The 14,203-nt window shown below is 44.7% G+C and carries 20 protein-coding genes; all 20 read right to left on the reverse strand.

All coding sequences use genetic code 11. The annotated features are described in order from the left end of the window. Nucleotides 1-313: 313 nt before the first annotated feature. Genes L0Z67_RS09975 through L0Z67_RS10070 form a run of 20 tightly spaced genes read right to left on the reverse strand, consistent with a single transcriptional unit; the run spans nt 314 to nt 14,152 of the window. Nucleotides 314-1,261, reverse strand: coding sequence for a hypothetical protein (locus L0Z67_RS09975; protein WP_405127938.1), 948 nt, complete (start codon nt 1,259-1,261; stop codon nt 314-316). Beyond that, nucleotides 1,243-1,938, reverse strand: coding sequence for a hypothetical protein (locus L0Z67_RS09980; RefSeq protein WP_405127939.1), 696 nt, complete (start codon nt 1,936-1,938; stop codon nt 1,243-1,245). Before L0Z67_RS09980 ends, L0Z67_RS09975 begins: the two co-directional genes overlap by 19 nt. Continuing rightward, nucleotides 1,935-2,417 (reverse strand): hypothetical protein, encoded by a 483-nt coding sequence (locus L0Z67_RS09985; RefSeq protein WP_371353292.1) that lies wholly within the window; start codon nt 2,415-2,417, stop codon nt 1,935-1,937. Before L0Z67_RS09985 ends, L0Z67_RS09980 begins: the two co-directional genes overlap by 4 nt. Continuing rightward, nucleotides 2,414-3,112 carry a hypothetical protein gene (locus L0Z67_RS09990; RefSeq protein WP_405127940.1) on the reverse strand — a complete coding sequence of 233 codons (699 nt, stop codon included), beginning with the start codon at nt 3,110-3,112 and terminating at the stop codon, nt 2,414-2,416. The genes L0Z67_RS09985 and L0Z67_RS09990 overlap by 4 nt, the downstream gene beginning before the upstream one ends. Before the next feature lie 4 nt (nt 3,113-3,116). Then, nucleotides 3,117-3,443 (reverse strand): DUF1353 domain-containing protein, encoded by a 327-nt coding sequence (locus L0Z67_RS09995; protein WP_371353294.1) that lies wholly within the window; start codon nt 3,441-3,443, stop codon nt 3,117-3,119. A gap of 9 nt (nt 3,444-3,452) precedes the next feature. Next, on the reverse strand, nt 3,453-3,974 hold the full coding sequence (locus tag L0Z67_RS10000) for a hypothetical protein (protein ID WP_405127941.1): 522 nt from the start codon (nt 3,972-3,974) through the stop codon (nt 3,453-3,455). Nucleotide 3,975: 1 nt separating this feature from the next. Next, entirely contained in the window at nt 3,976-4,995 is a 1,020-nt protein-coding gene (locus L0Z67_RS10005; protein WP_405127942.1) for a hypothetical protein, read from the reverse strand. Beyond that, nucleotides 4,996-5,820, reverse strand: coding sequence for a phage tail protein (locus L0Z67_RS10010; RefSeq protein WP_405127943.1), 825 nt, complete (start codon nt 5,818-5,820; stop codon nt 4,996-4,998). Beyond that, nucleotides 5,817-6,341, reverse strand: coding sequence for a hypothetical protein (locus L0Z67_RS10015; RefSeq protein WP_405127944.1), 525 nt, complete (start codon nt 6,339-6,341; stop codon nt 5,817-5,819). Before L0Z67_RS10015 ends, L0Z67_RS10010 begins: the two co-directional genes overlap by 4 nt. Further along, on the reverse strand, nt 6,334-7,485 hold the full coding sequence (locus L0Z67_RS10020) for a baseplate J/gp47 family protein (protein ID WP_405127945.1): 1,152 nt from the start codon (nt 7,483-7,485) through the stop codon (nt 6,334-6,336). The genes L0Z67_RS10015 and L0Z67_RS10020 overlap by 8 nt, the downstream gene beginning before the upstream one ends. After that, a complete protein-coding gene (locus tag L0Z67_RS10025) occupies nt 7,485-7,790 on the reverse strand; it encodes a DUF2590 family protein (RefSeq protein ID WP_341803336.1) in 306 nt (101 codons plus the stop codon). The genes L0Z67_RS10020 and L0Z67_RS10025 overlap by 1 nt, the downstream gene beginning before the upstream one ends. After that, nucleotides 7,790-9,961 (reverse strand): phage tail tape measure protein, encoded by a 2,172-nt coding sequence (locus L0Z67_RS10030; RefSeq protein WP_405127946.1) that lies wholly within the window; start codon nt 9,959-9,961, stop codon nt 7,790-7,792. The genes L0Z67_RS10025 and L0Z67_RS10030 overlap by 1 nt, the downstream gene beginning before the upstream one ends. Continuing rightward, nucleotides 9,961-10,077: a DUF6890 family protein gene (locus L0Z67_RS10035; protein WP_405127947.1), complete on the reverse strand. Its 117-nt coding sequence runs from the start codon at nt 10,075-10,077 to the stop codon at nt 9,961-9,963. The genes L0Z67_RS10030 and L0Z67_RS10035 overlap by 1 nt, the downstream gene beginning before the upstream one ends. Nucleotides 10,078-10,127: 50 nt before the next feature. After that, nucleotides 10,128-10,415, reverse strand: a complete 288-nt coding sequence (locus L0Z67_RS10040) for a putative phage tail assembly chaperone (protein WP_405127948.1) — start codon at nt 10,413-10,415, stop codon at nt 10,128-10,130. Further along, the gene (locus L0Z67_RS10045) at nt 10,405-11,037 is read right to left on the reverse strand and encodes a hypothetical protein (RefSeq protein ID WP_405127949.1); all 633 of its coding nucleotides are present in this window, start codon (nt 11,035-11,037) and stop codon (nt 10,405-10,407) included. Before L0Z67_RS10045 ends, L0Z67_RS10040 begins: the two co-directional genes overlap by 11 nt. Beyond that, nucleotides 11,037-11,486, reverse strand: coding sequence for a phage protein (locus tag L0Z67_RS10050; protein WP_405127950.1), 450 nt, complete (start codon nt 11,484-11,486; stop codon nt 11,037-11,039). The genes L0Z67_RS10045 and L0Z67_RS10050 overlap by 1 nt, the downstream gene beginning before the upstream one ends. A 5-nt stretch (nt 11,487-11,491) precedes the next feature. Then, complete coding sequence (locus L0Z67_RS10055) at nt 11,492-12,598, reverse strand: DUF2586 domain-containing protein (protein WP_405127951.1); 1,107 nt, start codon at nt 12,596-12,598, stop codon at nt 11,492-11,494. A 21-nt stretch (nt 12,599-12,619) separates the two neighbouring features. After that, the gene (locus L0Z67_RS10060) at nt 12,620-13,252 is read right to left on the reverse strand and encodes a phage virion morphogenesis protein (RefSeq protein WP_371353305.1); all 633 of its coding nucleotides are present in this window, start codon (nt 13,250-13,252) and stop codon (nt 12,620-12,622) included. Beyond that, the gene (locus tag L0Z67_RS10065; protein WP_405127952.1) at nt 13,245-13,718 is read right to left on the reverse strand and encodes a phage tail protein; all 474 of its coding nucleotides are present in this window, start codon (nt 13,716-13,718) and stop codon (nt 13,245-13,247) included. Before L0Z67_RS10065 ends, L0Z67_RS10060 begins: the two co-directional genes overlap by 8 nt. Continuing rightward, complete coding sequence (locus tag L0Z67_RS10070) at nt 13,715-14,152, reverse strand: phage head protein (protein WP_405127953.1); 438 nt, start codon at nt 14,150-14,152, stop codon at nt 13,715-13,717. The genes L0Z67_RS10065 and L0Z67_RS10070 overlap by 4 nt, the downstream gene beginning before the upstream one ends. Nucleotides 14,153-14,203: the final 51 nt, after the last annotated feature.

Below are 14,203 nucleotides of genomic sequence, written 5' to 3' on the forward strand. Positions count from 1 at the left end.
CTTGCAGCTCTAACAATTTAACATTGCGTAAATCGCGCATATTTCTGATTTGCAATCACGCACTTTTCTGAGTAATTTATTTTTAACAAAATTGAACACTCATTGCCAACATTATTAAAAATTCAAGTTATGGATTTTTGAGAAAGATAAAAGTATGCAACTTGCGCATTTTCTTAAATATGGATGAAAACTATTAATTCAGAAGCTAAAAATAAGGATTTTACAGAACACCAACGTCCGCTCATAGTTACCTGCCTGATCAGGTATAAGCTACTACAGTTAAATTCATTTTTACTCAAGCGATACCTCTTATCTATTCAACTATAGGTTCTAGTTTACTGTTCAAGCCTTCAGCCTTACTTTTATAACTCACAAAGTCAGCTTTCTCTGTTGGTGTTGGTAGTGGTGAGTTATGTGTGTGAGTTGATAAGGTTTGGTTCATTTGTTCAACCAAACCGATTAAATCAAGCAGCACTTGAGCCACGTTGATTGAGCTATCCCCTAACCACACGGTTTTACCCTCGACCTTTGCAAGCTCACTTGCTTTGGCGTGTAGGGTTTTTAGTGTTTTTAAGTTCATGTTTTCAGTGGCTTCAATATCCACTTGTTTCTTACTGCCAAGCAATAAGCCTTCAAGTGCAACGATGAGGGCCTTTTCCCCAACAAGTGTTTTTAAGGCGCCCATGATCTCATTGACTTGGTTGCCATCAACTTTGTTTATGTCGTGGGTGTCTATGCTGCAGGTGCGTTGGTGATATTGCTCTGTGCGGTTACGCGATTTTATTTTGCTGATATCACTCTGCTGTGTTATTTCCCCATCCGTTAAAAAGTGCCAGTGACCATCGCGGCCTTGTAACTTACTGCGCCTACTTTGTTGTAACGTGACATCGGTGCGTTTGTGTTCTGGTACCAAGCTTTGCCAAGGTAATAAGTTGGTGATCACTGGGTGGCTGTTCAAACCATCAATATATTGAATTAAGCAATGCATGCCTGGTGCAGGTTCGTTTAACACACCATGATCAGCGGCTTGGCCTGTACCTAATGTGACTTGCTGAAATACAGGCACAGCTAATGGCTCGCCTGTTTTAGGGTTAAGTAATTGCACATCAGCGCCTTTGAGTGGCTTAAAGGCACTGCTGATCATCGCTTTGTTTGGCAAGTCATAAATACGTTCAATGCGGGCGAGCTGTGGTAAATGCTTGCGTTGCCCAAGTTCTGGAAAGTATCGAAGCACTAAGCGCTTTATAGCGTTTTTGACCATCTGATCACCTGTCTATCATCTTGTAATATCACCTCAGTAATAAACCGCCCATTTAACTTTATACCTGGGCGTAACTTAGGGATTGCCATAAGCATGCCTGTGTTTGAAGCTGTTACTTTAATGGGGTGTTCTTCAAAGTCGTTGATTTCAGTGTTTGCCCAGCGTGAGTCGTGCCAGCTACCTGCATACACTTTCCCATCAGGGCGCTGCTGAAATATAAACTGAGGAATACTGAACACATCAGCGCATTGCCTGAGTGCTTCAATGCCTGTGCCATGGTGGTAAAAAGCAGGCACGGCGGTTTGTGTGTAATCTGCATCAGGATAAACAAACGCTAAACCTGTTTTACTTAGCTCGTTACACACGTTCGTAAAGGTGGCATGACGAATAGCAAAGTTATGGGCAAACGATAAGGCACCGATTAATTCTCGGCACGTTAAAAACCAACGGCCATTGCTTTGGTGCTTTGCCTCAATCACACCTAAAAAATACGGCTGCATAGCATCAATGCTGTAGCCTATGTGCAACTCAACAATCCCTTGTGGTTCATTCTCTGTGACAACAATAAAGCTTGCACGGCCAGTGCTGAACAGATCAAGCTGCGTATTATCACTAACGATATTAGTCACCTGTTCACCACCAATGGTGAGCACTTTAATTAGCCGGTTACTACTCATGGCCCTTCACTTTGTTCAAATGCAGCTTGTACTGTGGTGTGTCCATCAACAGCTTGGGTTTGGCTATTCTCTTTAGCCTTACCATCAATTTGCTGCTGATTACGCTCAGCGGTTGAAAGGACTTCAAGCAACTTAAACGTGACTTGCCACGCTTTAACCTCTTCCAGCTCAACCGCTTTTACTTCATCATTGAACTTCGCTTTACGTATTTTGTATGCTTCTGTGATTTCACTGTTAATGGTGTACTGTAGACGGGCGCCATTTTCATCGGTTGCTTTGGCCTGCGTGATTAGCTCGGCAAGTTCAGCATGATCCTTAAAAGGAATTTTTGTATTGATAGTTACCACACCAGGCTTAACCCCTTTGTCACCCGACAAGGTAAACGAACCTAACCCGCTTAAGTCATCACTTGGCAACTTAATGCCACAATTAATACGTATTTCATAACCTGGTACTTGCCAGCCATTTAACGTGATCATGCAAAAAGCTCTTTAATTGTTTGAATGTTATCGCCACTGCCAACAAACACGCAGTAAGCCCAGTGCATGTCGTTATTACCTAATGTTTCAATTTGCTGTGCAAGTGCTCGCGCACTTTGTGCATTGCTGTGCGTTACCGTTAAGTTTGCACCCGCTTGAAAGGTTGTTTCAGTTAGCCGATTATCACGGGCAGCTTTTAACTGCTCGGTGTCAGTAAGTGCCGCATTAATATCTGTAATGAGTTGCACACCTTCGTCGTTCACCAGCTGCTTGCTTTTATCAACAAAGGCATTAGCAAGCGCAGGCAATGCACAGCAATCATTTACATGCTGCCACTCGATTGATTGCTCTGTTGTAGGCAGACGCATTTTATCGGTATCAAGGGTTGCTAAGCTGCTCGCATGTTGCTGCGCATGTGTAAAGGCTGGCAGCGCACACAGGGCATTAAAGGCCGTAAGCTTGCTAGATAAACCAGCTGCACTTGGGGCGCTGCAACTAAGTATGACTGCATTAAACGCGTTAGGTCGTTGCTGCCTTGTTGCATCATTGATTGCTTTTGCAAGTAACTGACTCCCCGCCGCTGCCGTAATAAGGCTAGGCGTTTGGTAACTGTTTAGCGCAATGATGTAAATGTCTGTGCACGCAGCATTCAATGCTGCCCTGCTTTGTGTATTAAACGAAGCTGGTAGTTGCATCGCGTTACCTAAAAACCGTTAGCAATGACTTTAACGAACCGTAAGCCCACACAAAAAACCACATAGGGTATGCTTTCCAACGTGGTACACCGTAGAACGTAAGCAAAATAAAGAACTCGTAATGTGCATTCTCACGACCCGTTTTTAATGCGTAGTCATGCCAAATAGCCGCGGGTAAGCCTTTACCAAAGGGATTATGAAACCAGCGCACATACCAAGGTAAGGTAAACCCATCTGTAACAAAGAACCGGTGCACTTCACCAAACTTAGTTTTGAGTGGCTCAAGTAACTGTGCTTTGCCTGCACTGATAAAGTTAAGTTTTACTTGCATAGCTACACCCTAAATAACAGAGAACTTTCGTTCTGTAAGCTCAAAAATATCTTGCTCATAGTCGGTATTGATAAGCGCTTGGTTAACAATCCACACGCCATTGGTTTCAAATTTAAGTGGCAAGGTGAATACACCATCTACCACTTCGGCAGGCATTAATTGAACACGGCCCGTATCAACGCGCTTAAACGGCACTTTGAATTTACGATCAGGGATAGCTAATTTTCCTGTCGCAATCACCGCATCACTTGATTGCGGCACCGTGTATTCGTTTTCGTTGTTTACATACCCCTCAAGCTGCCCTGCAACATTATCGATAATGACGGGGATTAACTGTGTTTCAACAGGGTTCAGACTGGCGAGGTAATCATCAACATTGTGATCACTGACAAGCGCTTTAGAGCCAACGTAATCAGCAAAGAAATAGGCCTTTCCATCAATATCTACGATGCTCTGTTGCTTAAATAACGTAATATTATCAGGGAGCTGTGGTGCGATAGTACCTGATTGAATTAATAATAAAACTTGCATGTCATGTTCCTTCGCTTGCACTTAGCGGAATACGAAAACCTGTTGTTTCATAAAGACAATTCGACGCCCATTCTTCTAATGCTTGTCGGGTGAAGTATTTATTAGATGTATTGTTTAATTGCCAGTAGCCTGCTTGTGGCATCATTCTAGAAACAAATAAATCTTTTGATATTTGTGTTAACTCACCATCAAACATATTTTCAGCAAAAGGATGTTTTGTACGCAAAGCGAGCTTTCCTCCTTTTGATGTTGTCATATCCAAATCTGGGTTGATACCAAAAAGCACTGCGCATATATCATTTGTATAACCGCCGACTGTCGATGTCCCGACATCGCCGCTTATTAGCGCTATCGAACCATTAAAGAGTGCAATACCCGTGTAATCATAGTCAGATGCAGAAGAGCTCCACCCGCTTTTTAAACGCCTAACAATACCGAGTTCTGGAATTGCTTCGCCTATTGTAAGAGTGTCAGCATCAATAAGTTTCGACCCGCGATATGTTGTTGAATAGGTGTAGTTGCAGTAAAGCGTTCCATCTTCCAATATCCCGAATCGATTGATATTTTGACTGTTGTCATATGCCGACGGGCTTATTGTCGCAGTCATATCAATCAGGTTTATCTTTACTAACCAGTAATAACTTGAGTTGTTGTTATCGCTTAGCTTTCCGATGTAATGGGGTACATCATTAATTAAATGAATAATAGAAGCGTGCCCCCCTGAGCCACCAAATGATACGTTATTTCGCGGCAAGTCCTCTTTCAATAAAGTCCAACGTATTGAGCCATCTTTATTGTAATATTTCAGCGAACTTGCATGAATATCAATAAAGCCGCCTCCTTCAGTATCATACGGGTTAGGGAATGCAGATGCGTTTTGTGAAGAAACACCCACTTTACTTGATAAATCACATACGTAACCGAAACGAACATTTTCAGGCCATGGCAATAACTGCGTGGCTCTATGTAAGAACTCCCCAGCTTTAAACCCATCGTTGCGCTGCTTTACAATGCTATCCATTTAAAACTCCCACATATCTGATTCAGCGTTATACACAAACACCCGCTCGTTTTTATCATCAGCCACGATGTTCACTTGCACATCGACCGCACCATCTTCAAGACGCTTAAACTTTGTTGCTTTGCCCTCTGCGATTTTTAGTATTGGTACACCGCTGCTAGCCCTTACTGAAAACCAATCCCCATCTTGTAATTGGGTTTCGTCTTTACGAGTAATCGGCGCCACGAACTCAGTGGCTTTTAACGAATAACGATTAAAAACAGTGATTGGCCCCTCTGCTTTAAACGGTAAATTGGTGATGTAATCTGTTTTTTCTAGGTATTGCACATGTGTGTGATCATCAAACTCGGAACGACTAACAAACTCCCCCACTTGCACTTGCCAGGGCAGCGCGCTTAACGTGATATTTAAGTCATCGGCAATGTTTTGGCTTCGCCATACAATGCTTTTTGCGCTGTAGTTTCCATAAACCTCAGCACTCGTTTTTGTTTTACTTTGTTGTGCAGTCGTGACCACCGCGATAAGGATTTGCTCATTATTCGCCTTGGTAGCAACGGCGCCATACCAGTTATAGTCAAAGTCGCCGACGTCATAGCCCATCACGGCACTGATCACCACGGCATTACCATCGATGCGCGATACCGCTTTGACGGGTTCACTGTGCACAATGTTTGCTGGGATCACCGTGTTGGGGTCTATTGGCGCGGTTTCGTCTTGGCCGTCAATATTCGCAAACACAAAATGCGTAATGTTTTGTACTTCATCACCGGCAAATACGGCGTTGCGATAATCTAAGCCCGCATTGGTTATTTGTAATTGACTCACCCTGTTACCTCTTGATCATATTCCACAAGGCCAATGGCATCGGTTGTATTGACCGTTGCCATCGCGCTTAAAAAGTAGCGGCGGCATGTTCTGCCATACTGCTCGATGACTTCATTAACAAGTTGCTCTTTGCCACTAAACTCATCTTCTAACATGGCAATTTCCACCATATCCCAATCAAAGCCTGATACGCGCTCATTCACTTGGATATAACCAAAACCAAGACGCTTAAAGATCCGCTCCATGCCAACATTTGAGCCAGCATCAGTGGCATTGGCAAACGCATGTTTTACACGCAAGCCATAAAGTGCGGCTGATTCACCAGGTAGGCGATTGATAGAGCGCTCCCATGCAAGCAAGTCTAAAATAGCGGTTTGTGCTGTTTCGCTGTGTTGCTGCTCAAGCCACCAAAATAAATAGCTCTCCACTTCCTGCCAGTAACTTTGCGCAACCTTTGCCAGTGCTTCTGCATCTTTGCCGCTCAACCAACTAGGTAATTGCGGTACTAATTCATCATGCATTCGTTAGCACCACACTGTTGATTGCCGGCAACCATAGCTCGCAGTTAATATCTGCATTGTCGAAACGGATTGTTTTAAGCTCTCGAAACTCTGCGTGTAATTCGCTGGCAAGCTGGCTAAAACTAAATAATGTGTTAGGCCGACATCGAGTGACATGCTTGTAAGCCGCGTTTTGTCTGAATGCTGCACGAATAAACTGCTCAATGTCGGCACGACGATCAGCGGTATTAGGGTGTTGTTGATAATTCGCGACAATATCAAAGGGCTGATAGTTAATTGCATAAACCTGCAAATCATCGCCACTGCCGTGATTACCTTCAGCAATGTGATTGTTAATTTGGTTCAATAAAGCCGTGCTGATTGCACCTACATCTAAATACACATAGGCATTTGCACTACCTGGTCCCCGTGGTGCATTCTTTTCAAATACGATGTTATCAACTGAAATACCCGTAAAGGTTGAAATAATAGAGCGATACACCGCATCAACGTGATAGCTGCCCAAAGACGAAAACGCATCACGTATACGCAATCGATAGTTATCATCTGTTTCAACATCTTGCCCTGCTCTGGTTAGCCAATCAGCCTTATTCGTAGCTGTGAGGTTTTCAATATCTGAGATAACACGTACATAGTAACCCGCGGCTAAGTTGTAGCTTTGCCCTGTCTGCTCAGCCTCGACTGACACAGTGTGTGTTGCCTCTCCCACAGCAAAGATTTGGTCAAATAATGTCACGACACGATATACGTGCCCGTTGATCGGTAAGCTCTCTATTACTGTGCCTTGGGGGATCACTAGTTCCGTGCCGGTATCTGTGCGTGTAAATTCAATCAGCCCTTTTGCTTTTACTGCAGGCAACTTAAATGTTTTGCGCGATTCGCCATGTTGTTCTAACCATTCATCACTGGCAAGCATGACAAAGGAATTAGGCATTACCTTTGTGATCAAGCTATCGATAAGTTGTCGTGCAGGCTCGACCATGATGGATTTTTGCAAACGAAAGAACGGGCTAAACGTACTTGTGTTGTTAACCGAAAACTCACCTTGCTCAACATGCTTTTGCCACAGTGCGTGCAGTTCTTCATCCGTGACAGGAATGCCCGCGGCTTGAAGCTCTTGCTTAAATAACGTGGTGTAGTCCATTAAATGGCCCCCTCAATCGTGTGAGCGGTGACACTAATTTCACCTGTCAGCTGCTTTATTACTTTGATGGTGCCTGGCTTCAAACGCTGATCTTGCTCCACTATCAACTCTATCTCCGTTAAAATTTTGGCAACGATGTTGTTATTACGAAGGCCAATGAGCTCAACCAGTTTGCCGCTTTCAATAATGCGGTGCTTAATATCCTGTGCAATCACATCGCTATTCGTTAGCTGGCTAGGCACGGCAAAGCTATCAAGGGCCAAGTCCTGATCAACAATGTTTAAATCAATATTGATAGTTGTCATTAGCCTGTAAGCTCCATCATTGTTTCAATACTGTTTAATGGGTCTTCAGACTTAACCGTTAAATTATCGATGTAGACACGTTTACTGTTATCTGTTTGACGCGAATTGTCTGTGTTGTTACTTGTTGTCAGGCTTTGCAAATATGCTGACTTTTTCACACTTGGCTTATAGCTTTTGCTGTGTTGTTGGGTACTCAGTTGCTCAACGCTGTTAGCATTGGTGTGTACTGCGTTAGTAACTGCCTGATCTGTTTTTGCTACTGTTTGGCTAATATGACTGTTCAGGCCAGATAATTCGGCTTGTTTTGCATTAAATACAGGCGAATTAGCAGCGTTAGTAAAATGGTTAGCTGAAGCATAGTTATTCGTAACAGTACGACTAGGTAAAGCAGCGGCATTATCAATAATGCGTTTGCCATAGTCGCGGCTATAGGCCTGATCCGCATGCTGCATCACTAAGTTTTTTGGTTGGCTGCGGTCAATGCTTTCATAGGCTGATACCGCTTCTGTTCTTATTTTTGCTTCGGTATCGTCAATAAGACCAAGCTTTTCAAGTAACCACTTAACACTGTCAATCACGTAATCAAACGATGCTTTCACATTCGCAAATGCTTGCATGAGTGCTTGACCCCATGCCGTGTTTTGGAATGCGGCAACAAGATCATCCCAGTAATAAATCAGCGCAGCCACGGCGGCAACCAATGCGATAATACCCGCAACAACCCATGTAACAGGGTTTGCCCACAGTGCAGCATTAAATAACCATGTGGCGGCTTTACCTGCCAACATCACAGTTTTAAACGCACCAAACGCAATCGATGCAGCGGCGACTGTCGCAATAAGTGATAAGAACCCCAGTACACGTAAAGCAATCAACGCCCCTTGCCAAAGCTTAGTCAGTAAGGTTAAACCACTGGTGAGTGCAGCGGTTGATACGAGCGCCATGCGATAAAGGCCCATTGTGAAAATAACCAATCCATAGACGGTGATCAGCGCAATAATGCCCACCACAGCCGTAGCTATTACACTGGATAAGACAGGAAAGCGCTCAGTCAGGGAAACGATATACGCAAAGCCAGCGGCGAGTTGTTCAATAAACGGTTCAACCACAGGTAGTAAACGATTTCCTACCGCGGTGGCTGCGGCATTAAACGAACCGACTAAACGATCCCACGGGCTGGCAATAATGTTTGCCATTTCCGCGGCTTTTGATGCGTCTTGTACATTTTCAAAGGTGTTAATGCCTGCTTTTAGCTTATCAACTTTGGTACTCAGTACATCGATTGCTTTCGCGCCTTGCTTACCAAAGATTTGTGTCAGCACATCACCGCGTTGTACAGAACCCAATGAGGATAAGCGTTCATTGATGCGCCCTAACACCACATCAATCGCCAACATATCACCATTATCAGCGGTCAGTTTAATACCCAGTGCGTCTTGTGCTTTGCCAATGCCTTGTAGTAACGAGGCAGCTTGTGTGCCTGCCACCGAGCCTGATTTAGCAACCAGCTGTAATTCACCCACTAAGGCAAATTGCTGCGCTGAGCTTAAGCCAATATTGGTTGCCGTTGCCCCAAGGTTGGCAAATGCGGCTTGCATTTCAGCACCGGTGGTTTTGTATAGTTGTACCGCTGTTGCTGTTTGGCCTGCAATTTGGTTTACCCAATTGGCCTTGCCCATTTTATTGGCGGTTTGCTCAAAAATACCGTACATGGTGCCCATGTAGCTGGTGATTGTTGACGCGTCCGCTTTGGTCGCCACAGCAAGCATATTTGACGTTTTCGTAAACTCAGATAATTCATCACCATTTAAGCCCGCAATCGCAGACTGAATATCATAAGCGCTTCGCACAAACTCAGCGGAGTTACCGCCAAATTGAAAGCCAAACTCATATGAAGTTTTAGTCAGTTTTTGTAGCGCATCATCGGCAACGCCCAATGATTGCACTTCACCCAATGCGGCCACATGATCAATGGCGGGATTTAAAGAACGAGCCAGCGCAAAACCGCCTGCGACAGCCGTTGTTGCACCGCGCATCATTTGGTCTTGCGCTGTTCGTGCTTGGCTGCTCAGCTGGTTAATTTTAGCCATGACTTTATTAACCGGCCCAGTGACTTTATCAATGATGCCGATTGAATAAGTGAGCTTATCTAACTTGCTGAGGGTTGCCATTAATCGCCGCCTATTGCTGTACAAATACCGTTGTTTACGGCTATTGCTAAGTTCTCTTGTTCACTGGTGTATAAGTAAAGAGCCTGTGCCAAGCTTTCATCCGTTGGGGGGATCACGCCAAAGTATTTAGCGTGATACGCCAACAACTGATCAAGTCTGTTTTTGCCTATTTGCTTGGCTCGGCTTTCGATTTTTTTACTTTGAAATTAAACTCTGGTTGATACACTTCAACCACCGCCCCCACTAAGAACAATGGTGCACCAGGCTCTTGCACTAACTCTTTTAGCTTCGCTTCATGACTTTCAATGACGGTGTCTAACAAAAAGTTGGTTGCCGGTTGCACTTTGTTATTAGGCTGCGTTGCATTTAAATACTTGTTGTAGTCGTTAGCGTTAACGTTAAAGGTGATTTCACCTTTCGAAGTCTCAACGGTAATTTTCTTTTCAAACGCCATGATCAATACTCTCTTTAATATCTGCTTGGTCTAGCAGCGTGTAGGTAAAATAAGGGCCATACTTGGCAGCGGATTGCTCACACAAGGCAATGAACTCGTCAAAGTCATTTGGATTTGCAAACACCTGGCAACCGGCAGACCACTTATCAACTTGGGTTGATGTGGTTTTACTGTTTGCGCGGTGGCAGTTAATGCCAAAATAACCTTGTTGTAGTTGCGCCTCTGGTGTGACGTCCGTGTCTAACTCGGTGTCTTTGTTATTGTCACGCAAGACAACAACGGGTTTATGTTGTACAAGGGCGCGGTATTTGCCCTGGTGATAACCCAACGTCCATAAGCTTTTATGCTGTCCTGCAATTAGCACGGCAGTACCGTCTACGTTCATCGGGTGTTTACGCCAGTAAAGCCCTGCGTCTGTGGTGGCCTTAAACTGGTTTAATTGCCACTCACCACCTTGTTGATACAGCACACAAATCGCATCATTAAACGTATTGGCACGGGTGTTTGCATGGCGAATACCAATAATGTTTAGGTTTAATTCACCCTCAAACACACGGTAGCCACATGCTTGTAATGTATTAAGTAACGCTGTAACAGATAGATTGCGAATGGCTTTAGTCATTACAGATCTCTCACTTCATCAGCGGTTAAATACGGCACACCATTGATTTTGATAAAATCAGGGCTGGTAACAGGGCACTTAATAGAAGTAACGTCTTCATCCCCTCCTTCCGCTTTCAGATCAAGTAAGTCTTCTAGTTGCGGTAAACAACCAAATGCCTCAATGTTCTTTTTCCCTGCTGATACCTCAGCATTGAACGCCACATCAAACGGCTCAATCCCCTTCCAGCTTCCCGCTTTTTCTGCTTGTGATTGCAAAATCAGCCAGTTTTCATGATCAAGCTTTAGGGTTACTTCCGCTGACACTGGGCCATCAATGTAGCCTTTAGGCACACCACGCACGGTTTTAGGTTTTCGGCCATCGGTGATTTTTACCTGTGCTTCAATTACGTGCACCATTGACGAACCAATGAACACATCAAAATCTTTACCACCTAATACTTTTTGCATGTGCCTTACTCCTGATCTTGGCGGTCTAACATGATGCCGACGAGGATTTCACTGGGTGAATCATACGGCGTGATTTTCATCATCACTTGGATTTGCTTAGCGCTTAGCCATGTAATGCTAATGCTGTCTTCTTTTGGCGGTTCAATGAGACCTGGGAACTTGTCTGCACCAATGTTCACTGACTTACTCATTTCGCGTAATGGTTTACTCATCACGCGCTTACCAAATTCGGTGCCAGTAGGGCTGTTGTTTAAGCGGCGGTTCTTGATGTTTTGAATCGCAATGATGCGAACAGCTCGCGCGGCCTTATCAACAATGCGACCATTTTCAATTTGTTGAAAATCGCCACCTTCCGCATCAAGGGTGTTCACATCACCAAAGTACACACCATCAAAATCAGCATAAAACTGTGTGCAACTAAAGCGCTGTGCATCCAGTGCTGCCGTGGTTGTATTGGTGAGTGGTTTGCCTTCTGCATCTTCAGGTAGTGGCATCAAAGACATGGCGCCCGTCAGTACACGCATTGGGCTATCTGCAATCGTCACTGAGCGTTTACACAAGCGCCCTGTTACCGCGCCGAGTTCATCACCAAATAGCAATGGCACCACCGCCACACGTGGGGCAACCACCCCATCTGTCAACGGTTGAAGCGCGGTTACTAAATCAGACCATGTTTGCTCTGCGGCAAGACCTGGCGCAGCAACAAGAATATGAACCCGTCTTGCAAGACTTGATAAGATTTCGAGGGCTTTAGCCTGGTAACTTTCAATGTCGGCTTTGCCTGTAACAGGCGTACAAATCACGATGATTTCAGGACTGACGTCTTGGTCCATCGCTTTATCAATGAGCGTCATAATGCTCGCACCAACAGCATGAGGAATGGCATAGCCACTGACCAAATCATCACCGTTACGCTGCCATGCTTTTACTTGTGTTTTTAATGGCGAATCGGCTTCACCAAATTCACTGTCAAAATCACTTTGTGCATTAATAGGTAGAATTTTGCCGTTACTCTCTGGCCCTTCACCAATGAATAACACGCTGCGCTCCACTTCTTTCGTAGCGCCACTGCCTGTTTGTCTGGCTGCAACGGATACTTTACCTTGTGCCATGGTCGTTCCTTATTTGCTGCGCTACGCCACTTGCATAGCTTTGTTTAAAATAAAACTCTGTTGCTCTTTTTGCTCAGAGGCGGTCTGCCCTAAAAATGAGCGGGCAGGCAAATCAATCTGCCAACTGCTCTTACTTGAGCTGCCCTTTAATTCGCGCAGTAAAAACCCTGCTTGGTTTTTACTTAAATGCTCGGTTATCCAGATTATCGTAGGCCGTTTCGTGCCTTTACCTTTCCCCCGTGGGATTGTGTAACCCGCCGCAATTAATGCACGGGCGAGGTTTTTTGTTGCTGGCCCATCTTTAGTTTGATTGCCAGCACTTGATTGTTTTTCTACATCAAGGCTGACCCCTTCTTGATGGGCGCGGGCTATCTTTGCAGTGCGTGTGTGATTAAAGTACACACGGCCGCTATCAGGTCCGTACCGCACTTTCATGCGACGCTTAAGCTTGGTGAGCATTTTCTTTTTTCTGCCGTTTGCCCTGCCTTGCCAGCGCTTCCCCATCAAGTCTTGTTGTTCAGTGATCCGCGTTTTACTGCTTCGGTTTGCCGCGCGAATTGCACCGCGTATTAAATTGCGGCGCTTGTTCGGGCTAAGGCGTAAAAACGCGAGCTGTTCTTTACTTTGCCCCTCGTCAAATTTGACGTTAAGCACGGCTTATTTGACCAAGCAATGTAAACTCTTCAGCAATCCACACGCTTTGTTCACCAAAGTCATAACGTGTGCCGTCTAATTCAAACGGGCCGTTGTCTGTTTGAACAAGCTCAATCTCTTCACTTAGCTGTTCAATCATCAATTCAACTTCATTGCTGTTGTCATCATTCACATCAGCACTGAATTCAATGTCGCGGCTGTCGTATTTGCCGCCATTGTTTTGCAGCCAAAACGAGGCAAAGGCACAAATCAATGCTGCTGGCGCTGAGCACGGGTTTATACTGATCACCCCTGAGTAATAAAAACGTGCGGCTAATAACCCGTTTCCATTTATGGTTTTGCTACAGGGCTCAATGCGTCCGCCTTCAATCCAACTATCAAACTGGGTATCAAGGGCTAATTTGTGACCCTGATACACAGCGCTAACTAAATGCTGTTTAAGCATTGCTATTTTGCTTTGGCTCATAGCAATTCAACCGATAAGTTAACGCTAAGCGACTGCAATAAACGCAAAGCGTTAATACTCTCGCGTTGCCAATGTTCATGATTATCAACAGCTGATTGGCTCTGTGCTGTCGCGTTATCACGATGTGTACTGCCAAGCTTTGATACCAGCAAATTTGCTTTGGCTTTGCTGTACACAGCATCACAGTAAAAAATCACTTGTTGGGCGTTAAGTGGTTCGCCATTGGTCAGCTGAATATCGTCTAGCTCTTGGTTTATTTCTGCTTGAGCACGGGTGAGTTTTTCAACGAGCAGATCGGTTTTATTCGCGTATCCGCTGGCAACCGCGTAATGCTCAATAAAGTGAGCCGTGCCGAGTGCTGGGTAATAGCCATTGCCTGGCACTTCAACATTGACGCTTTGTAAATCTGCCTGTGGCATACCGCTTAAATTCATCACACACCTTTCACTAAACCATTCACATGACAATTAAATTGGATGTGGGCG

The organism is Pseudoalteromonas sp. PB2-1, assembly GCF_045040605.1.
Taxonomy (GTDB): Bacteria; Pseudomonadota; Gammaproteobacteria; order Enterobacterales; family Alteromonadaceae; genus Pseudoalteromonas; species Pseudoalteromonas arabiensis.